The organism is Ligilactobacillus ruminis DSM 20403 = NBRC 102161, from assembly GCF_900113455.1.
GTDB lineage: Bacteria > Bacillota > Bacilli > Lactobacillales > Lactobacillaceae > Ligilactobacillus > Ligilactobacillus ruminis.
Genome location: NZ_FOPI01000011.1, coordinates 20,153 through 40,929, shown reverse-complemented (window position 1 = coordinate 40,929; position 20,777 = coordinate 20,153). Strand labels below are relative to the sequence as shown.

Genomic DNA, 20,777 nt, shown 5'->3' with positions numbered 1-20,777 from the left:
CCGTGCACTGCGGTACCCCTGGGACGCATGTCTTGTCTTCAGATAAACCGTGCCGCGCGGAGCTGAAAGTAGAACAAAAACAGGAAAAAAAGAAAAAATGTTCTACCGCGGAGTCCGAAATCGATCCGCGCGGAGCTGAAAGTAGAACAAAAACAGAGAAAAATAAAAAAATGTTCTACCGCGGAGTTCGAAATCGATCCGCGCGGAGCTGAAAGTAGAACAAAAATAGAGAAAAATAAAAAAATGTTCTACCGCGGAGTCCAAAATCGATTCGCGCGGAGCTGAAAGTAGAACAAAAACAGGAAAAAATGAAAAAATGTTCTACCGTAGCCTCCAAAACCGATCCGCACAGCGTCGAATAATGAACGGAATTCTCGCTTCGCTGCGAATTCCCTTGATCTAAATCAAAAATGACAAGATTCCCGGTTTCCCGAGAATCTTTTTTCAATAATATATAAGGAACAGATGCTCACTGTGCTCGCATCTGGATTTCATGACGCATTGATTAACTCGCCATGCCTCGCTAGTTCACATAACATCGTTGCGTGGACGCATCTCACCACGTCCTTATCTAGTTTACATAATCTCACCGTATATTTCAGTTTACGTAATTCCTCCGCTCACTTTAGTTTACATAATACTCCATTTTATAATATTTCCTCCTCTTTTAATATTCCTGCTACTAGTTTACATAATACTACCGCACCCCCTCACAATCCCCCCACACAAGACTCAAATCTACCATCCTTCAACGGTCCACACTCTCCATCTTCATTCATAAACAGTCACAACCGTTCAAATTAATGAAACTTTTTGACTCTTTTTGATTGCTTTTTCTCAAACGCCATGTTACTATACTATCGGAAGGTGATGAAAGTGCTTGCAGAAGAAAGACAGCAAATGATTTTGCAAATGTTGAAAGAAAATAAAGTCGTCAAGCTTCAGGAAATCTGTGAGAAGTCCGGATGCTCGGAATCGTCCGCCAGAAGAGACTTCCAACTGCTTGAAGAAAAGAATCTTTTGGTCAGGGTGCACGGCGGTGCCAAAATCAAGTATTCATTGTCGAGCGAACCGGACATGACCGGCAAGGCGACACGCAATACTTCTGAAAAAAATGCGATTGCACATGCTGCGGCCAAACATGTTCAGCAGGATGACGTGATTTATCTTGATGCCGGCACTTCAACTCTTGCAATGGTTCAATATCTTGAACCGGAACAGAACTTGACGGTTGTCACGAACGGCGTCATGCACGCATCCATGCTTGCCGACAAGGACATCAGGACGATTCTGATCGGCGGCGAACTCAAAAATACGACAAAGGCCATCGTTGGCGTTGAAGCGGTCAACTCGCTCAAGCAGTACCGATTCAACAAAGTTTTCATGGGGATGAACGGCATCCACCCTCGTTATGGCTACACCACCCCTGATCCCAACGAAGCTGCCGTCAAGCAGGTTGCGATGGAACAAAGCGAACAGTGCTACGTGCTTGCTGATCACACGAAGTTTGATGCGGTCTTGTTCGTCAAGGTTGCTGACGTTTCGAAAGCACAAATCATCACCACGAAGTTGTTGCCACAGCTAAGCAGTCAGTACAACAAGCAGACAACGATACAGGAGGTAGAAAAATGATTTATACGGTGACGGTCAACCCCTCAATCGATTACATCGTTCAGCTCAAGAACCTGACGTTGGGCGAAGTCAATCGCATGGACTATGACAACAAGCTCCCAGGCGGAAAGGGCATCAATGTTTCACGCATCTTGAAAGAGCTCGACGTGGAAAATACAGCGCTCGGCTTCCTGGGCGGATTTACCGGCAGATTCGTTGAAGAATCGCTTGAAAACGTCGGTTTGAGCACAAGTTTTACGCATATTAAGGAAGACACGCGCATCAACGTTAAAATCAAGGCAGAAGAAGAAACTGAAATCAACGGCCGCGGTCCGGTGATTTCTGAAGAAGAATTGGTCGAGTTCAAAAAGCAGTTTGAAAAATTAGAAAAGGGCGACGTCGTGATTTTTGCGGGCAGCCTTGCACCGAATCTTGATGATGATTTTTATGCGGAACTGATTGACGTGATTCGCGAAAAGGGCGCGAATTTCGTAATCGACACGACGGGCGAAAGCTTGATGAAGACGCTTGAAAAGAAGCCGCTTGTCGTTAAGCCGAACAATCACGAATTGGCAGATCTTTTCCACGTTGAACTGAAATCGATGGATGATGTTGCGAAATACGGCAAGAAACTTTTGGAGCTTGGCGCACAGCACGTCTTGATCTCAATGGCAGGTGACGGCGGCATGATGATTACAAAAGACAATGTCTATCGTTCATATGCGCCAAAGGGTACGGTCATCAACTCGGTTGGTGCCGGTGATTCGATGATCGGCGGATTTACCGGAACCTTTGCCAGGACGGGCGACGTTTTGGAAGCATTCCGTTACGGTCTCGCCTGTGGTTCAGCCACTGCATTTTCCGAAGACCTTGCAGACAAGAATAAGATCAACGAAATTTTGCCATTGATCAAAATCGAAGAATATAGATAAGGAGGGAATATCTCATGGACATTCGCGAACTATTAAGAACGGACCTGATGATCATGGATCTTAAGGCACGAACAAAGGCTGAAGTCATCGATGAAATGGTCCACAATCTGTTTGAAAAGGGCGTCATCAAGGACGAAGAAGCATATAAAAAAGACATTATCAAACGTGAAGAAGAAGGTTCGACCGGAATGGGCGACGGCATTGCCATTCCGCATGCGCACAACGAAGCCGTCAACGAACCGGCCGTAATGTTTGCCAAGAGCGAAGCGGGCGTTGACTACGACTCGCTTGACGGACAGCCTGCACATCTCTTCTTCATGATTGCAGCTCCCGAAGGCGGCGACAATACGCACCTTCAGGCTCTGGCAGCACTGTCGCAGGTATTGATGAATCCTGACGTTACGAGCGCTTTGAAGTCCGCCGATACGCCTGAAAAGGTTCAGGCAGTCTTTGCTGATGCGGTTGCAAGGAAGGAAGCTGAAAACAAGGCTCAGGAAGAGGCTGAAAAGCAGGCGGACAATGCTCCGGCAGGCAACCGCCCGTACATCGTTGCCGTCACGGCCTGCCCGAACGGCATTGCGCATACGTACATGGCAGAAGAAAACCTCAAGAAGGCTGCTGAAAAGCTCGGCGTTGACATCAAGGTCGAAACGAACGGCTCGGAAGGCGTCAAGCACCTTCTTTCAGATTCGGAAATTGCGCGCGCAAAGGGCGTCGTCATTGCTGCCGACAAGAAAGTCGCAATGGCACGATTCAATGGCAAGCAATTGATTTCAAAACCCGTAACGAGCGCCATCAAAAATCCTGAAGAACTGATTCAAACGATTCTTGACGGCAAAGCGCCTGCATACAAAGCAGAAGCGGGTGAAGAAGAATCATCTTCTGCATCTTCAAACGACACAGTCTGGGGCAGCATCTACAAGCAGCTGATGAACGGGATTTCTCATATGCTTCCGTTCGTTATTGGCGGCGGGATTTTGATGGCTATCTCATTTATCGTTGAACAGTACATGGGCGGCGCAAAATCACCTGCATTCATCTTCTTGAATAACGCCGGCAACATGGCCTTTGCCTTCATGGTTCCGGTTCTTGCCGGATACATTGCCGAAGCCATTGGCGATCAGCCGGCCCTGATGCCAGGTTTCGTCGGCGGTTTCATGGCAACCGTCTACTCCGGCTCGTTCGGCGGCGCATATACTGCTAACGTCATGTCCGATGCCAAATCCGCTGCCGGCTTCCTTGGCGGTATCGCAGCCGGTTTCATTGCCGGCCATATGATGAACGGCTTGAAGAAGCTCTGCAAGAACCTGCCGAAGTCAGTCGAAGGCATGAAGCCGATGCTGATCTATCCGATTTTAGGCTTGCTGTTCATCGCACTGATCATGTACTTCATCGTCAATCCGATCTTCTCAACGATCAACGTCTGGATCACGAACTTCCTGAATCACCTCGGCACGGGCAATGCCGTCCTGCTCAGCCTGATTCTGGCCGGCATGATGTCCATCGACATGGGCGGTCCCTTCAACAAGGCCGCATACGTCTTTGCATCCGGTGCCTTCGCAAACGATCCGCATTCAACGGCCGCAGCAGGCTTGATGGCTGCGGTCATGGTCGGCGGCATGGTGCCTCCGTTCGCAACTGCGCTTGCAACAGTGCTCTTCCCTAAGAAGTTCACGGAACAGGAACGCCGCGCCGGCGTCTCCAACTGGGTTCTCGGCTTCTCCTTCATCACTGAAGGCGCGATTCCGTTCGCAACGGCCGATCCAGGTCACGTGATTCCTTCCTGCATCATCGGTTCTGCAGTTTCCGGTGCCCTCGTTGGCTTGTGGCACGTATCCGTTCCCGCCCCGCACGGCGGTTTCTGGGTAACGCCGCTTGCAAGCAACCCGCTCGGCTACATCCTTGCCGTTGTCATCGGTACGATCGTTGCCGGACTCATCCTCGGCTTCTGGCGCAAGGATGCTGATGAAAAATAAATGATTGACGGGACTTCTCCTTGAGAAGTCCTGTTTTTGTGCTCTGCATCCTGCCTGAAGTGCCAAAAAACGAACTGCCGGACCTTTTGAATGGGACCGCCGTTTTTGGGAGACGGGATATAATGTAGAGCATAGGGGGTGGTGCTCCCCCCTCGCTTTATCCGTGGTTGTTGTTGATTTGAATTACTTCAGATCGAGCTCCTTTCTCCTTTATACAAGGGTTCGAAGAGCCTGTTTAAAAGCAGTCGATTGCTTCGGCTGCTTTTTTTTGTCAAATGCAGAGCTTTGACTGCTGCTGATTGCATGGTCGGCCGAAACAGACAAAAACGTGTGAAATGTCTGAATTTTGTCCACCGCCGCCTCCAAAAAGACCCCGTGCGGTCCTTGAAGTAGACAAAAAACGAGCGAAATGCCTGAATTTTGCCTACTGCCGCCTCCAAAACCGGCCCGCGCGCCCCCGAAGTAGACAAAAAACGAGTGAAATGCCGAAATTTTGTCTACCGCCGCCACCCCCCAAAACCCTCTCAACTCAATCTGTCGGAATTCTTGCTTCGATGCGAATTCCCCCGATTAAAACAAAAATGAAAAGATTCTCGGCAAGCCGAGAATCTTCTTCCAATAAATCAACAAGGAACAGATGCTCACGATGTTCGAATCTTATTTTTGTTGACAGCATGTCTATGTATTCGTAGCTTTTTTGTATATATTGTAATGACAAAATGTTGACAAAAAGAGCATTCTTATATACGATATCCTTGAATGGAGGTGTTCCATATGTCAACAACGAATTTAAACATCAGAACAGATAAGGATGTCAAAGAGAAAGCAGAGAAAATTTTCAATGAACTTGGATTAAACATGACCAGTGCCGTAAATATTTTTCTTAGAACTGCTATTCGTGAACGCGGCATTCCGTTTGAATTGAAATTGGACGTGCCGAACGAAACAACGATTGCAGCGATTGAAGAGGGGAGGAAAATGGCTTCAGATCCATCTTCACCAAGATATTCCAACATTGATGAATTGAGGGATGCGCTTGAAAAATAAGTACGATATTCAGTTCACCGGTCAGTTTAAGAGGGATTTCAAGCTTGCGAAAAAGCAGCATAGGAATCTTGATAGATTGTTTAAAGTGATTGATGTTTTAGCGGCTGGCGGCACATTGGACGAAAAGTACAGAGATCATGCTCTTACGGGTAATTACAAGGGCACACGCGAATGTCACGTTGAACCGGATTGCCTGCTCATCTATGAAATTCGCCAAGGCGTGCTGGTCCTGTTTCTTTACAGGCTAGGCACACATTCTGAATTGTTTTAAAAAGCACGTTGGAATTTGCCGACGTGCTTTTTTGTTTCATGAAAATGCAGTGCCCCCTCCGAAATCGGCCCGCGCGGCCCCAAAAGTAGACAAAAAGCGAGGAAAATGTCTGAATTTTGTCTACCGGCGCAAATCCCCCCAACCGCCTCCAACCCTCCACCACTCAATCTGTCGGAATTCTTGCTCCGCTGCGAATTCCCCCCAATCCAAAGCAAAAAGGAAAAGATTCTCGGCCTGCCGAGAATCTAATCAATAAGGAACAGATGCTCACGTTGTTCGCATCTGGTTTACATAACATTCGTCAACTTCCCATTCATCCTCACCTCAAAGCAACCTCTTTCGTACGCTCTCATCCACCTCCTCGCTTCCCCCAAACCATCTTTCATGGAGCACATTAATAGACGCCATTTGCCCCAAAATGTGGTAATCTATTATCAAAACAGGAGGTGCGGTTATGCTCAGAGCGCAGATGAAGGAAGACGGCGATTACTACTGCAGCGAAGAGGAGTTTCTAAAACTTAAAAAAGAAGTCGAACATGCTAAAGCTGAGGTTGAATTTCTGAAAAAATTGTTGCCATCAGAAGTAAATGGTGGTAGTTGCTGTTTCGATATAAAAGGGTGCTTGTTAAAAAAAGGCCGCTTCGTGCGAAGCAGCCTTTTTTAGCAAGCGTTGATTTTTTTGTATGTATATTACAGAACACCCAATTCTTTTAGAATTGTATCAACTTCCGTCATGGGATTACAGTCAACATCTCCCCACTTAATATTTATGGAGTTAAAGTGTTCCGTCAATTTTTTGATATTTTCGCCTGCTTTCTCTAAGTATGGTCGGATCTTTTCTGAAATATCCATATTTTCTTTATATCCTGGTATATATTTTGCTAATTCTTTTTTTGGATCCTTACTATCCTCAAACGGGTGGGTAGTATACTTAAAATGTAAAATAAACCAAACCTCGATGCAAGGATTAGATACAATGAATTTGATATTTTTTGATGATTTTTGCAAACTTTTTATTTTTTGAATTTTTTGAGGATCGCAATCTAAATCTAAGACAATATAGGCTTTATCTCCATTTTTAGTATTAAGACCATTGGCAGTCCATGCTTTTTTCATAGATCTGAGCATCCTGGATGGATCTGTATCTAATCCTGTCTTTACAAATCTAATTACATAATTGCCATGTTGTTCATTGAAGGAGCTAAAATATAACTGTTCAGTCTTGTTTTTTCCTTCACCTGTAATCAGCATTACGGGTTTTCTGTGCCGCTGGACATTGTTTCTTTTTTTCTTTTTAAAGTTTCTTTCAGCCATCTACAGAACCTCCCCCGTCTTCATAAACGGAATTGCCCCATACCTTCCCATCAGATATCCTTTTTCAATATTTTCCGTTTTGCGAACTGAAAATTCGTCAAGTGAGTATAAATCCGTTACGCCGTTTTTGGAGTCTTTTTCCGTAAAATAGATTTGATCTCTTCTAAACATATTCAAGGACAAAATGCTTGTTTCATGTGTTGTTACGATCAATTGAGATCCGCTTTTGTTTATATCCGGATCTCTGAAAAGGTTCATTATAAATTTTACTAGGCTCGGATGCATGCTTTTGTCGATTTCGTCTAAAATAAGCGTTTTTCCATTTTCAAAAGAATCTTTTAACAGTGGGGCATAGAAGAATAAAAGTTGTGTGCCTAATGATTCTTCCTGAAAATCAAGCGGAAATTCTGTCTTTTTTCCGTCGTCATCTGTAACAGTGTGGCTGGTAGTAATTTCCAAATTATAATGCTTTCCTTCGCTTGGTGTTATTACCCTGTCCTGTACAATGAGCTGAAATGGAAGATTTTCAACAACTTCTTTTGATTTTATCTCAATATTGCTGATGTTGATATCCGCTTGTTGCAATAATTTTTTTGTAAAATCAATATATTCATGGTTCGTGTCTGTGCGATATTTTTCAAGGGATACTCCGCTTAGACTTGTTACGTCCGTAAAAGTATCGATTGATCTTGCAAGCCATTCAAACGGAATTTTTGTGCATTCAACGTTCCAAGCAGTAGCGGTTGACAAAAATAGCTTATTCGGGGTGTTCATCTGGTATGCAGCTTCAAATTTCGTTTTATATGTTCTGTTAAACTTAGGATCTTCGTTTTCGGTTATATCAAATAATAATGTCGGTTTTGACGAGTTGTATCTGTACAAATACTCTTCAACAATCTTCTCAGTGGTTGCGCTGAACCCGTAAATATATTTTTTGCCGTCTTTTGCGATGAATGTGAATTCAAAAGAAGAGGGCTTTTTTCTGGATTCGTAATCAAGTTTAAATGGAATTACAGGAAGGCTGTCAGTAACTTGAATATTGTTTGAATTTCTTATCATTATCAGGGAAATAGTTATTGCTTTAAATAAGCTGCTTTTGCCAGAAGCATTCGCTCCATAAATTGCAATGGAATTTACGGCTTTATACTTTCCTTTTTTTATGATGTTTTCAGAATGCTCTTTGGTTCTTGAAGGCTCAAGGCTCAAATAAACTTTGTCTCTGATGGATGAGAAATTCTCGACAGTAAATTGAATCAGCATATGATGACCTCCTTTTAAAATGCTTTCCTATGCTTATCATATGCTTCTTAAATCCTATTTTCAACATTATTTTGGCGTTTTTTGCAATTTTCCCACATATTTTCCTATAATAATGCAACATCCGCTCCCCAATACGCAAAAAAGCGCCCCGACCCCGTCGCAGCGCTTCCTATTATCCATCATTTCACGCTGGCAGCCATCTTGACCAGCGTATCGATATTCTTTCCCTTCAACGTATACAAAACGTTGCCCTTGTTCCACGTCAGCACGTTTTCGCTGGCGGTTGCTTCAAACTGTCCGCCGCCTTTGGTACTTGGTGCCGGCAGGTAGTATCGTTCAAGCAGGTCAACGACGTGTTGTGCTGTCGGAACAGGATCTTCGCCAACGACTGCACTCGCATGAACGACGAATGACCATCTGCCTTCGTTCCACTGCAGGTAGCGTTGTCCCGCACCCGAGTCCATGACGCCGCTGATGCCGTGTCCAAGATCGACTGTCGGCAATCCGCTTGAGCTGTCTGATGACTGGTAAGGAACGTCGTTTGCGGCTGCGCTCTCGCTGTCATAAGTCTTTTTGACAAACGTTGCGTAAGGCACGTGTCCGCTGATTGCCCCGTCATTCAATCCGTATGGGCTGTAGCTTACGATGTAGTCAACGGAGAAGTTGTTCGCATCGCCGGTATAACGCATGTTCAAATATCCGGGTGCCGAATCGAGTCCGTTTGAGCTCGGAAGCAAGATGTTTCCTAAGTTGTTTCGCATTGAAGCATTAAGTTCTGATAATCGGTTGTTGTTTAAATCCAGTGTCGGAGAAGACGTTGATGTTTCTCTTGCCTCGAGGTTTGAGCCGGAACTCGAAGAAGCGTCAGAAACTGAACCGGCACTGGAAGTTGAGGCATCTTTTTTGACGGAGACTGATGATTGTGACTTTTCTTGAGATTTTTTCGTCTTGACTGACGCTACCGAACTTGTTTTTTCGCTTTCGTTTGAAGTTTTTTCATCTTTTTTTTGATTTGAGCAAGCCCCTAAAATCAAGCCTGAAACAAGCAAAATTCCGAAAAGCTTCAATTCTTTTTTCATATATACCACTCCTTTTTGTAACCGCAACCTTTAAATGTTGATAACCCTTACTTCACTTATAATGATACTCCTTTTAGTTAGTGTTTGATATAAATAAATTGTGAACTAAAATGTAACATTGAATAATATTTATGAATGCTGAAATTAAAGTAGGGCAAATTTACCCTACTTTCCATATTATAATGTGGTACAATTACTTTTATATGACTTTGATAGAAATTAGAAGGATTATCGATAATGCGTTATCAATTATTTGCATTGTATTACAGTTATATAATAATCGATAATTCGATTGGCTATTTTTTGAAAAACTATGTAAATTAAGAAAACACCTGTCTTGAATTATGTTAAAATGGTGAGAGTAATCTACATATGAGGAGAAGTGAAATGAACGACAACAATAATGAAGAAACAGTTATCGATTTATCACAACTGTTCGGAGCTGTCAGGAAAAGCATTGTCAGCATTATCATCTGGGGCATCGCAGGCTTGCTGGTGTCCCTATTTGCGACCTTTGTTTTGATGACTCCAAAGTACAGTTCGACGATCGATATTTTGGTCAATCAAAAAGCAGACAACACCCAGATGCAGTACACGGCACAACAGGCCGACTTGCAGGCAATCAATACTTATAAGGACGTCTTGCAAAAATCAGTCATCTTGGCTCCTGTTGTCAAAGAAGTCAGAGAACGCGACAACTATCAAGGATCCGTCGGTACTTTGCAGAAATCGATGTCGATTACGAACCAGACAAGCTCACAGGTGCTGAGCGTGACCGTAACTGACACGAATGCCTATACGGCCGCTGATCTTGCCAATACGATCGGCAAAGTTTTTGCTAAAAAGATCAAGACAATGATGAAAATCGATAACGTGACCGTCGTTACGAAGGCAACGGCCAATACGAATCCGGTTTCGCCCAATAAGATGAAAAATGCGGCAATCGGCTTGTTGCTTGGATTATTGATCGGCGTTGCGATTGCCGTCATCAAAGAACTTCGCGATACGACCGTCAAGGATACGGACTTCTTGACCAAGGAACTCGGGTTGACGAATCTTGGCGCCATTTACCACATCAGCAGTAACAACCAGGATTATGGATTGGTCAAAATCATTGAAAAGAACGAAAGCGTTTCGGAAAATCGCGATGAACATCGTGTTCGTCGTCGTGTTTAGATTAGCGGAGGTATGAAATGTCATTGTTTAAGAAAAAGAAAAAACATCTTGAAACTACAACAATGGATTACGGCGTTCGCATGATCACCGTATCAAAGGCAGGTTCGGCCAACACGGAGCAGTTCAACACAATCCGCACGAACATCGAGTTTTCAAGTGCCGACGAACAGTTCAAGTCAATCATGCTGACGTCATCGATGGCTTCTGAAGGCAAGTCGACCGTTGCGGCCAACTTGGCCGTTTCATTTGCTCGTCAAGGCAAGAAAACGTTGTTGGTCGATTCCGACTTGAGACGTCCAACACTCAACGCGACGTTCAGCATCGCTGATCCGAAGGGTTTGACGAACTTTTTGACGGAAAAAGACATGCCGGCAAATGCCGTGATTTATAAGACAACGGTTGATAACCTGAGCGTTATGCCAAGCGGTCCGGTGCCGCCCAACCCGTCAGAATTGATCGGATCGCGAAAAATGGCCGGCTTGATCAAGGCTTTGGAAGATAACTTTGATCTTGTGATCTATGATGCCCCGCCGTTATTGAGCGTAACCGATGCTCAGCTGATTTCGACACGTGTTGATGGGACGGTGCTTGTCGTTCGAGAAGGCAAAACTGAAAAAGAGGCTTTGCGTCAGGCAGTCGGATTGTTGAATCACGTCAATGCCAAAATTATCGGGACGATTTTCAATGACGTCAAAGGATCATCCGGCAGCGGCTATTATGGATATTATGGCTACTATGGATATTATGGGAAAGAAGACAAGAAATAATGCGATTTGACAAGATTGTTGACTTGCATTGTCACATCCTTCCCGGGATTGATGATGGTTCAAAAAATTTAGAAACGTCTTTGGAACTTGCCGAAGCAGCGGTTGCGGACGGCGTGACGCATATTTTGGCGACGCCGCATCATCTTGACAACGACTATGTCAATCACAAAGATGACGTCATCAAAGTCTGTGATGATTTTCAGACCGAACTTGACAACAGGGATATACCGTTGACGGTCTTTCCCGGTCAAGAAGTTCACATCAACGGTGATCTGGTTGAACGTTACGATGATCTTTTAGGCATTGATGAGCAGAAACGCTACATGTTGTTGGAATTTCCGCACGGTGACGTTCCGGGCTATGCGGAACAGCTGATTTTTGATTTGAAGCGTAAGGGAACGATTCCTGTAATCGTTCATCCTGAAAGAAACAAGAAGATTCAGGACAATTTGGACATTTTATATGACTTCATCTCAAACGGTGCCTTGGCACAGGTCACCGCAACAAGCTACGTTGGAGGCTTTGGCGAGCACGTTGCACAGATTTCACATGACATGGTTGAACACAATCTTGTTCAAGTCGTTGCTTCTGATGCTCACAGCTTGCCGGGCAGAAAGTTTGTTTTGAGCGAGGCATTGCATCAGATTGCTGAAGATTTTGGGAAAGAAAAGGCAATTGAGTTTGAGAGCAATGCTGAAAAGTTGATCAATGGCGATTACGTGGCGGCACGAGACTATTCGCCAATCAAAAAGAAAAAAAGGTTTTTGTTTTTTTAAATGATTGGGTTAATTATATAATTCTTATTGCTTTTGTATTATTAAGTGTGACGGAGAGATGTTAGAATGGCGGAGAAGGAAGTACAACACGTCTATTGTGTGGGATCAAAATCTTTGGGGGCTTATGGCGGTTATGAAACTTTCATGTATAAGCTTACCGAGTATCACCAAAATAATGAAAACATTAAGTATCATATTGCATGTAAGGCTAATGGTAATGGATGCATGGATGAAACCAAGCTTGATGGTGTCAAAAAAATTAATGATCATGAATTCGAATTTCATAATGCCCATTGTTTTAAGATTGATGTGCCACAGATTGGTGCCGCACAAGCGATTTATTATGATGTTGTCTCCTTGGAGAAATGTTGTGAGCATATCCAAAAAAACCACATCCAGCATCCAATTATTTACATAATGGCATGCCGTATAGGTCCGTTTATGAAGTTTTTTTATCATAAGATACATAAGCTTGGCGGTAAAGTCTTCCTTAATCCTGATGGTCATGAGTGGATGCGTGCAAAATGGTCCAAACCGATTCGCAAATATTGGAAAGTATCTGAAAAAATGATGGTCAAATACAGCGATCTCGTTGTTTGTGATTCTGTAAATATTGAAAAATATATTCACCAATGTTATGACGGCAAGGGAATTAAGGGAAAAAGTCCGCAAACAACCTATATTGCATACGGAGCCGATTTAGAGCCTAGCAAATTATCGGATGATGATACCCAATTATTGAATTGGTATAATGAAAAGGGATTGTCAAAGGAAAACTATTATCTCGTTGTTGGTCGCTTTGTTCCCGAAAATAATTTTGAAACTATAATTCGTGAGTTTATGAGTAGTGATACTCATAAAAATTTAGCTATTATAACAACTAGAGATGATAATTTTTTAGCTAATCTCAACGAGAAATTAAACTTTACTAGTGACGATAGAATTAAATTTGTTGGCACGGTTTATGACAAGGAACTTCTTAAGAAGATTCGTGAAAATGCATATGGATATTTTCATGGCCATGAAGTCGGAGGGACTAATCCAAGTTTGTTAGAGTCGTTGGGAGCAACTAAATTGAATTTATTGTTGGATGTTGGATTTAATAGAGAAGTAGCTAGAGATGCAGCATTCTATTGGACAAAAGGAAAGAATAATCTTTCAGATTTGATTAATATGATGGAATGTTTATCAAACTCTAAGATAGATGAAATGGGAAAGAAAGCCAGAAAAAGGATAGAAGAGTCATATAGTTGGAAATATATTTGTGATGAATATTTAGAAATATTCACAAGGAGATAATATGAAAAATATATTATTTGTAAGGTCAACTCCTTATAATGAAGATATTAATGGATATAACGTTCAAGGTATAGGAATTGCCAAGGCTTTTTGTAGGTTGGGATACAATTGTGATTACTTGAATTTTGATACTGACAGAGATGAAGTAGTTGATTTATGTGAATATAATCAAAATAAAGCGAGAGTCATCTATAAAAAAAGAATTAGAATCTTGAGAACTGGTGTGAATTTTAAAGTTCTTAGTAAGAGCTTTTTACAGAAATATGATATTGTAATATGTAGAGAATACAATCAACTTATGTCATATTTAATTGCAAAAAGGCACCCCAATACATCGATATATTCTGGACCATATTGGAATATGTTTATGATTCCATTTTTTTCAAATATTTATGATTTTTTAATTACGAATAAATTAAACAAATTGGCGAAAAATAAATTTGTAAAATCTCAATTGGCCAAAGAATTTTTAGAGAAAAAAGGATATGATAATGTAATTGACGTTGGCGTTGGTCTAGATACTTCTAGATTTGAAAATGCTGTTTGCACAAAAAATACACAGAATATAGTTGATTATATGTCTAAAAATCGTTGTGTATTATACGTTGGTACGTTGGATGAGAATAAAAATTTATCTTTCATTTTGAAGGTATTTGCTAAGTTATTAGAAAAAGAACCAGATGTGAAATTAGTGCTGATAGGTAAAAGTAAGCAATCTTTAAAAAATAAATTGTTGGGAATGAATGATGAATCATATTATACAAATTTGATCAATTCTGTTCCTAGCAAAATTAAGGATTCTATTATTCATATTGATAGGGTTGACAATCCAGAACTAAAGTATATTTATCCGCTTGCCAAGGCTTTTATTCTGCCTTCTATTCATGAAATATTTGGAATGGTAATGCTTGAAGCAATGTATTTTGGTGCACCTGTTATTACTAGTTTAAATGGCGGATCATCGACTCTTATAAAAACAAATGATTATGGAATAAAAATTGATAATTACGATGTAGAAGAATGGGTAGCAGGACTTGTAAAGTACTTGGAAGATTCTGAATATTCAAAGCAAGTAGTAGAGAAATGCAAATGTAATATTAGGGAAAATTATACATGGAAAAGCATATGCTTGAAAATGTTGAAAAATATCAATGATTGAAGGAGAGTTTAATAATGGATTTATATGATAGATTAGTAAATAAGGATGAAAATCTTGCTTTGGTTGGGCTTGGATATGTTGGAATGCCCATTGCTCATGCATTTGCCAAAAAAGGGATAAAAGTTATCGGCTTTGATTTGAATAAAAATAAGATTGAAGCATATAAGTCAGGAATTGATCCAACGAAAGAAGTTGGTAATGAAGAGATAAAAAATTCTAATGTGTACTTTACAGCAGATGAAAGCGAATTGAAGAAAGCTAAATTTATTATCGTTGCTGTTCCAACACCGGTTAATAATGATCATACACCTGATCTTACTCCTGTTATAGGTGCATCAGAAATTGTAGGTAGGAATTTATCAAAGGGCTCTATTGTTGTTTATGAGTCTACAGTTTACCCTGGTTGTACAGAAGATGTATGTGTCCCTATATTAGAAAAAGAATCAGGCTTGAAATGTGGAGATGATTTTAGCGTTGGATATTCGCCTGAAAGAATTAATCCCGGTGATAAAGTTCATAGGCTTCAAAATATACGTAAGATAGTATCTGGTATGGATAGCAAAAGCTGTGAAATTATAAAAAAAGTTTATGACATTGTGATTGAAGTGGGAACATACCCCGTTTCTAACATGAGAACGGCAGAAGCAGTTAAGGTTGTTGAAAATAGTCAACGCGATATAAATATTGCTTTTATGAATGAACTTGCAATGGTTTTTGATAAGATGGATATTGATACAAATGAAGTGGTGGATGGGATGAATACCAAGTGGAATGCGCTAGGATTTAGACCTGGGCTTGTAGGCGGTCATTGCATAGGGGTAGATCCATATTACTTCACTTATCAAGCTGAAAAACTAGGATACCATAGTCAGATAATACTTAATGGACGAATTGTAAATGATTCTATGGGAAACTATATTGCTAATCAAGCGGTAAAGAAAATGGTGTTAGCTGGGCAAACTCCAAAAAATTCGAAAGTTGTGATTTTAGGACTAACTTTTAAAGAAAATTGTCCCGATACAAGAAACAGTAAAGTTAATGATATAATTAAGACTTTAAAAACATATGATATTTCACCTGTTGTTGTAGACCCGTGGGCTGACCCTTGCGATGCTCAAAAAGAATATGGTGTTACATTGACCAATATTGACGATGTCAATGATGCTGATTGTATTATTGTTGCAGTTGCTCATAATGAATTTATGAAACTTGGTTTAGGCAATATTTTAAAATTATTTGGTAAAAAAGAAAAATCGAATAATGTTTTGATTGATGTAAAAGGGTTATATTCTGTAGAGGAATTGAATGAATCAGATTTAGTTTGGTGGAGACTATGATGGATTCCTTGAGTAACCCTATATTCAGTTTTGTTATTCTACATTACAGAACGGCTGATGATACAATTAAATGTGTTAATTCTATCTTGTCATTAAATGAAGAATATTCAAATGTGGTAATTGTCGACAATGCTAGTGAAAATGGTAGTATTGAAATAATTGAGGAACATTTTAAATCAAATAAAAATATTTATATTTTAAAAAATAATAAGAATTTAGGATTTGCAAGCGGTAATAATATCGGGTATCTGTATGCTAAAAATATATTAAATTCATCGTTCATAGCTATTTTAAATAATGATATAGTTTTAGCTTCTAAAGACTTCATAAAAGAAATTTTAAATCTTTATGAAAAAGAACATTTTTATGTTATGGGACCAGATATCATTTCTGAAATTGATGGAGGACATCAAAATCCTATGAAATTAAGTTATAGGTCTAAGGCTGATGTTACAAAAGAGATATTTAGATATAGGCTATTGATGATTATTAGTAAAATTGGCATTTACGACTTATTGAAACCAAGTAGAAAAGTAAGGACAGGTTCGGTAAGAAAAGAAATTCAAAGGGAAATTCAATATGATGTGACTTTGCATGGATCATGTATTATTTTTTCTAAAGAGTATATAGATAAAGAGAATATGGCTTTTAGGGAAGGAACATTTCTTTATGCGGAAGAAGCAATATTAGCAAGATATTGTCAAAATAAACGATACAGAATGATTTTTGATCCGTTTATAAAGGTATATCACAAGGAAGACTCAGCTTCAAATTCTGTCAATATTAGCAATAAGAAGAGAAGAGAGTTTGTTTTTAAAAATATGATCAAATCTTTAAAAGTATACAGAAATTATTTTAACTAAATGGTATTTTTGCGGAAGGATAACGATATGACTGTTTTTGTAGTGTGCCCTGCTTTTCACAAAACAGGCGGTACAGAGTTGGCGCATCAACTTGTATTTGAATTAAATAAGATTGACGTGTCTGCAATAATTACTTATTACGATTATGAGAAGTACAAAGATCCAATAAATGAAGAGTTTAGACAATATGTAAAATCATATGAAACTATAGATAATATCATAGATTCAGAAGAAAATTTCATTCTTGTTCCTGAAATTAATTTTGCATTGCTAAATAACTACTCAAACATAAGAAAGGGAATCTGGTGGATGAGTGTTGATAATTACCTAAAGAATGATGGATTTATCAATGGATTTAGGACAGTCGGGTTTATTAACGCTTTAAAGGCAGTGTTAGGTAAAAGAAATACGTTATTTGCACGGGGTTTTGATAAAAATGTATTGCATTTTTATCAAAGTGAGTATGCACATCAGTTTTTGATAAATGAAGGTGTAAAAGAAAGTAATATTTCTAAATTATCTGATTATGTTAATGATTTGTATTTAGAAAAAAGAACTGATACTAAGAAAAATAAAGTAGTTTTGTATAATCCTAAGAAAGGATATGATTTTACAAAAAAATTAATAAATAAATCAAGCGGAATTAAATGGATTGCTATTGAGAACTTGACTACACAACAAGTTAAAGAATTGCTTTCTGAAAGTATGGTATATATAGATTTTGGAAACCATCCTGGAAAGGATAGATTTCCTAGAGAAGCAGCTATATCTGGATGCTGTATTATTACAGGATTGAATGGTAGTGCAAAATACTATGAAGATATTCCTATTCCTGATGATTATAAATTCGAAAAAAAAGAAAGTAATATTAGTGCTATTTTAGATAAAGTAACTGATTGCTTGGAAAATTATGATAGTAATTTTGAAAAATTTGCTACATATAGGAATATGATTCGAAATGAGCATAGTGTTTTTTGTAAGGATGTTAAAGCGTTTGTAAAGAGAATTGGAGTGCAATACAAATAATGGCACGTAAATCAATAGCTGTTAATTCTTTTTATAATATGATTTACAGGGGACTAAATGTTATTTTTCCTTTGGTAACGGTAACGTATGTTTCTAGAGTCATTTTGGCTTCTGGTGTAGGGAGAGTTTCTTATGCGCAGAATATTGCACAATATTTTATAACTTTATCCGCATTAGGAATTCCAAACTATGGTGTTAGAGAGATATCTAGAGCAACTGATTTAGAGGAAAGAAGTAAGACTTTTTCAGAACTCTTTTTTATTAATGGTATATCTACTTTATTTTTTTCTATCAGTTATTATCTTTTGATTTTTTCATGCAGTGGTTTTAGAAATGATCATTTGTTATATATGGTAGTTGGAAGTTCAATTATTCTTAATATTTTGAATGTAGATTGGTTTTATCAGGGCATGGAGGAGTTTAGATACATTGCTCTTAGAAACTTTTTTGTTAAGTTAGTTTCGTTAGTCCTTGTATTTGTATTGATAAAAGACAAGGGTGATTATGTCAATTACGCTTTAATCACTTGTCTGGCAGTTGGCGGAAATAATGTGTGGAATATCATACACCTTCGAAGGATGCATATCAGATTAGAATATAGTAATTTGAAAATTATTCATCATTTGAAGCCGATATTACTGTTATTTGCCTCAGCCATTTCTGTAGAACTATATACTTTATTGGATACAACAATGATAGGAATAATGTGTACAAATGAGGCGGTTGGATATTATACTAATTCAATGAAACTTGTGAGGATACTTATTGTTTTCATTACATCGATTTCGGGCGTGTTGCTTCCCAAAATAACAATTTATGCCAGAGACAACAATGTAGAAAAATGTTCAGATGTTGTATCAAAAGTTTTCTCTATAATGTTACTTATTTTTTTACCTTGTGAAATTGGGTTATTTTTGTTATCTGATGATGTGGCTGTTTTATTGTTCGGGAAGAGCTTTGTTGCCGCTGGGGTTACTTTAAGAATAGCGAGTTTATTAATTTGTACGTTAGGCTTTAGTAATTTATTTGGAACGCAGGTTCTAATAGCGTTCAAGAAAGAAAAATTACTTTTGGTTACTACAGGATTAGGGGCAATTTCAAACGTAGTGTTGAATATGTTTCTGATACCGCATTTTTATCAAAATGGAGCAGCTGTTGCATCTGTAGTTAGTGAAACAATTGTTACGTTGTTATCAGTAAAGTTTGCTTGCAGATACATTAAACTTAGAATAGACGGAAGATATTTAATTTCACTTTTAGTATCTTCTATAGCACTCATGGTTGTTGTTTGTGTAGTTATTATAAATATTGATAATTTATATCTTAGATTAATGGTAAGTACATTATCAGGGATGATTGTGTATGCATACATAAATTATGCTATGCGTAATCCTGTTTTTGTATATTTTATAAGTAAGATAAATAGAAAGAATTAGAATGAAAGAATTTATTATATTAATACTCCTGTTTTTTTTGAATATATTAGTAACAAAAAGTAAATATAGGAATCTTGCAAATCCGACAATATTATTCAATTTGGTTTGGATTATTAATGTAGGTCTTTATTTATTAATGCTTTTTGATTTATATGAAACACCAGATAAAACTTATTCACTTATTGCTTGGGGAGTTATCTTCTTTATAATTGGTGGTAATCTATCATTATTGATGGAGAATATCGGAATAACGACGGGTAAGGGCGGAATGAGTGAACATACAATATTTACGTTAAACTATCATTTACTTTTCGCACTGACTGTAATATGCATAATATACTATTTACCACAATTGTTTTCTTCATTGAATGCTATTATCAGAGGGATTTCTTTGAATGATGTCAGAGGTTTTTTACAAGATTCTGATCAAAGTCAGGGAATAAGCAATCTCTTGGGAAATTATATCTTCTTACCACTTGCTACGGCATTGGAACCTTTGGCTGCACTTGATTTTTGGTTTGGCAAGCGTGACAAAAACTTCATTATATCAATTTGCATACTTGTGTTAATAAGATCATTTGGATCAGGTGGTAGGACGCCATTGTTTAACCTAGTTTTTTATTTTGCTATTTCATATTGCTTAAAGAGAGTTAGCATGATTTACAAGAAAAGGAAAAAGGTTAATATTAAGACAAATATGACAGCTCTCAGAGATAAAAGAATGTTTAAAAAGCTTTTAGGAGTAGGCATACTAGGATTGGTAATCATGACGGTAATGCGTGCCGCAGGGAGTTTAATCAGAAAGCTGTATTTTTATTTTGCAATGTCTCCTGTGCTATTGAGTAAATGGTTGGATGTAATTGATGCTAATAGCTATCATTTTAATGGATTAGTAAGTTTTAACGGAATATTTTATTTCATAGACTATGTTAGAAAAAATTTATTTTCAACAGACTACATGCCAACAATAATTTCAGCATATTCATTGATTGCTAATACAGATAGCGAATGGTTAAAAATAAGTTCGAGCGGAACAACGGCAAATGCATATGTTTCGTGTTTTGCATTTTTTTACGCAGACTTTGGTTTCTACGGAGTAATTATTTTATCACTATTCTTTGGTTTCTTAGCAAGTAGATTATATAGCAGAGTATTATATAATTTCGATTTAAGGTCAGCTTCTTTGTATATGTTAATATCACAAAGCGTTTTCTTTTCATTTATCAGATTTCCATTTGTTAAAGTATATTATGTGCTTGCATTTTTGTTTTTACTATGTGTTGCGTTTAAAAAAACAAGTGTTTACAAGAATGGCGAAGATGCTTTTAATGAGACAGTAAATTAATTTGTTGGATATATAAATAAGTATATTACTATATGTAAAGTCTTTAATATTGAGATTAGCATACAATTTACTTATTATTTTTCATAAATGTTAAAGAAATGGG

Annotated in this window: 19 protein-coding genes; 16 read left to right on the top strand and 3 right to left on the bottom strand. The window is 38.7% G+C overall.

The window, feature by feature from the left end:
• The first annotated feature begins 876 nt into the window (after positions 1-876).
• The 6 genes from BMZ95_RS04370 (at position 877) to BMZ95_RS04340 (ending at position 6,501) form a co-directional block, all read left to right on the top strand.
• On the top strand, positions 877-1,632 hold the full coding sequence (locus BMZ95_RS04370; RefSeq protein ID WP_305775244.1) for a DeoR/GlpR family DNA-binding transcription regulator: 756 nt from the start codon (positions 877-879) through the stop codon (positions 1,630-1,632).
• Positions 1,629-2,543 carry a 1-phosphofructokinase gene (gene pfkB, locus BMZ95_RS04365; protein WP_046922267.1) on the top strand — a complete coding sequence of 305 codons (915 nt, stop codon included), beginning with the start codon at positions 1,629-1,631 and terminating at the stop codon, positions 2,541-2,543. Before BMZ95_RS04370 ends, pfkB begins: the two co-directional genes overlap by 4 nt.
• Positions 2,544-2,557: 14 nt before the next feature.
• A complete protein-coding gene (locus BMZ95_RS04360) occupies positions 2,558-4,519 on the top strand; it encodes a PTS fructose transporter subunit IIABC (protein ID WP_046922266.1) in 1,962 nt (653 codons plus the stop codon).
• A 774-nt stretch (positions 4,520-5,293) separates the two neighbouring features.
• A complete protein-coding gene (locus BMZ95_RS04350) occupies positions 5,294-5,566 on the top strand; it encodes a type II toxin-antitoxin system RelB/DinJ family antitoxin (protein WP_003697732.1) in 273 nt (90 codons plus the stop codon).
• Positions 5,550-5,837, top strand: coding sequence for a type II toxin-antitoxin system YafQ family toxin (locus BMZ95_RS04345; protein WP_046922264.1), 288 nt, complete (start codon positions 5,550-5,552; stop codon positions 5,835-5,837). Before BMZ95_RS04350 ends, BMZ95_RS04345 begins: the two co-directional genes overlap by 17 nt.
• A gap of 454 nt (positions 5,838-6,291) precedes the next feature.
• The gene (locus tag BMZ95_RS04340) at positions 6,292-6,501 is read left to right on the top strand and encodes a hypothetical protein (RefSeq protein ID WP_041819734.1); all 210 of its coding nucleotides are present in this window, start codon (positions 6,292-6,294) and stop codon (positions 6,499-6,501) included.
• Positions 6,502-6,527: 26 nt separating this feature from the next.
• Here the strand turns inward: BMZ95_RS04340 and BMZ95_RS04335 are convergent, their stop codons facing one another.
• From BMZ95_RS04335 to BMZ95_RS04325, 3 genes are all read right to left on the bottom strand, one after another.
• Entirely contained in the window at positions 6,528-7,151 is a 624-nt protein-coding gene (locus BMZ95_RS04335) for an RloB family protein (RefSeq protein WP_046922263.1), read from the bottom strand.
• The gene (locus BMZ95_RS04330; protein WP_046922262.1) at positions 7,152-8,411 is read right to left on the bottom strand and encodes an AAA family ATPase; all 1,260 of its coding nucleotides are present in this window, start codon (positions 8,409-8,411) and stop codon (positions 7,152-7,154) included.
• A gap of 179 nt (positions 8,412-8,590) precedes the next feature.
• Positions 8,591-9,490 carry a hypothetical protein gene (locus tag BMZ95_RS04325; protein WP_046922261.1) on the bottom strand — a complete coding sequence of 300 codons (900 nt, stop codon included), beginning with the start codon at positions 9,488-9,490 and terminating at the stop codon, positions 8,591-8,593.
• A gap of 387 nt (positions 9,491-9,877) precedes the next feature.
• On the opposite strand from BMZ95_RS04325, the gene BMZ95_RS04320 reads away from it, so the two are divergent.
• From BMZ95_RS04320 to BMZ95_RS04275, 10 genes are all read left to right on the top strand, one after another.
• A complete protein-coding gene (locus tag BMZ95_RS04320; protein ID WP_046922260.1) occupies positions 9,878-10,666 on the top strand; it encodes a YveK family protein in 789 nt (262 codons plus the stop codon).
• A 17-nt stretch (positions 10,667-10,683) separates the two neighbouring features.
• The gene (locus BMZ95_RS04315) at positions 10,684-11,433 is read left to right on the top strand and encodes a CpsD/CapB family tyrosine-protein kinase (protein ID WP_046922259.1); all 750 of its coding nucleotides are present in this window, start codon (positions 10,684-10,686) and stop codon (positions 11,431-11,433) included.
• On the top strand, positions 11,433-12,209 hold the full coding sequence (locus BMZ95_RS04310; RefSeq protein WP_046922258.1) for a tyrosine-protein phosphatase: 777 nt from the start codon (positions 11,433-11,435) through the stop codon (positions 12,207-12,209). Before BMZ95_RS04315 ends, BMZ95_RS04310 begins: the two co-directional genes overlap by 1 nt.
• A gap of 66 nt (positions 12,210-12,275) precedes the next feature.
• Positions 12,276-13,508, top strand: a complete 1,233-nt coding sequence (gene cps2T / locus BMZ95_RS04305) for a beta 1-4 rhamnosyltransferase Cps2T (protein WP_046922257.1) — start codon at positions 12,276-12,278, stop codon at positions 13,506-13,508.
• A 1-nt stretch (position 13,509) separates the two neighbouring features.
• Positions 13,510-14,667, top strand: a complete 1,158-nt coding sequence (locus BMZ95_RS04300) for a glycosyltransferase family 4 protein (RefSeq protein WP_046922256.1) — start codon at positions 13,510-13,512, stop codon at positions 14,665-14,667.
• Between the two features lie 14 nt (positions 14,668-14,681).
• A complete protein-coding gene (locus BMZ95_RS04295; protein ID WP_046922255.1) occupies positions 14,682-16,004 on the top strand; it encodes a nucleotide sugar dehydrogenase in 1,323 nt (440 codons plus the stop codon).
• Positions 16,004-16,867 (top strand): glycosyltransferase, encoded by an 864-nt coding sequence (locus BMZ95_RS04290; RefSeq protein ID WP_046922269.1) that lies wholly within the window; start codon positions 16,004-16,006, stop codon positions 16,865-16,867. Before BMZ95_RS04295 ends, BMZ95_RS04290 begins: the two co-directional genes overlap by 1 nt.
• Before the next feature lie 27 nt (positions 16,868-16,894).
• The gene (locus BMZ95_RS04285; RefSeq protein ID WP_046922254.1) at positions 16,895-17,893 is read left to right on the top strand and encodes a hypothetical protein; all 999 of its coding nucleotides are present in this window, start codon (positions 16,895-16,897) and stop codon (positions 17,891-17,893) included.
• A complete protein-coding gene (locus tag BMZ95_RS04280) occupies positions 17,893-19,329 on the top strand; it encodes a flippase (RefSeq protein ID WP_046922253.1) in 1,437 nt (478 codons plus the stop codon). Before BMZ95_RS04285 ends, BMZ95_RS04280 begins: the two co-directional genes overlap by 1 nt.
• A gap of 1 nt (position 19,330) precedes the next feature.
• Positions 19,331-20,674, top strand: coding sequence for an O-antigen polymerase (locus BMZ95_RS04275; RefSeq protein WP_056990397.1), 1,344 nt, complete (start codon positions 19,331-19,333; stop codon positions 20,672-20,674).
• Positions 20,675-20,777 lie beyond the last annotated feature (103 nt).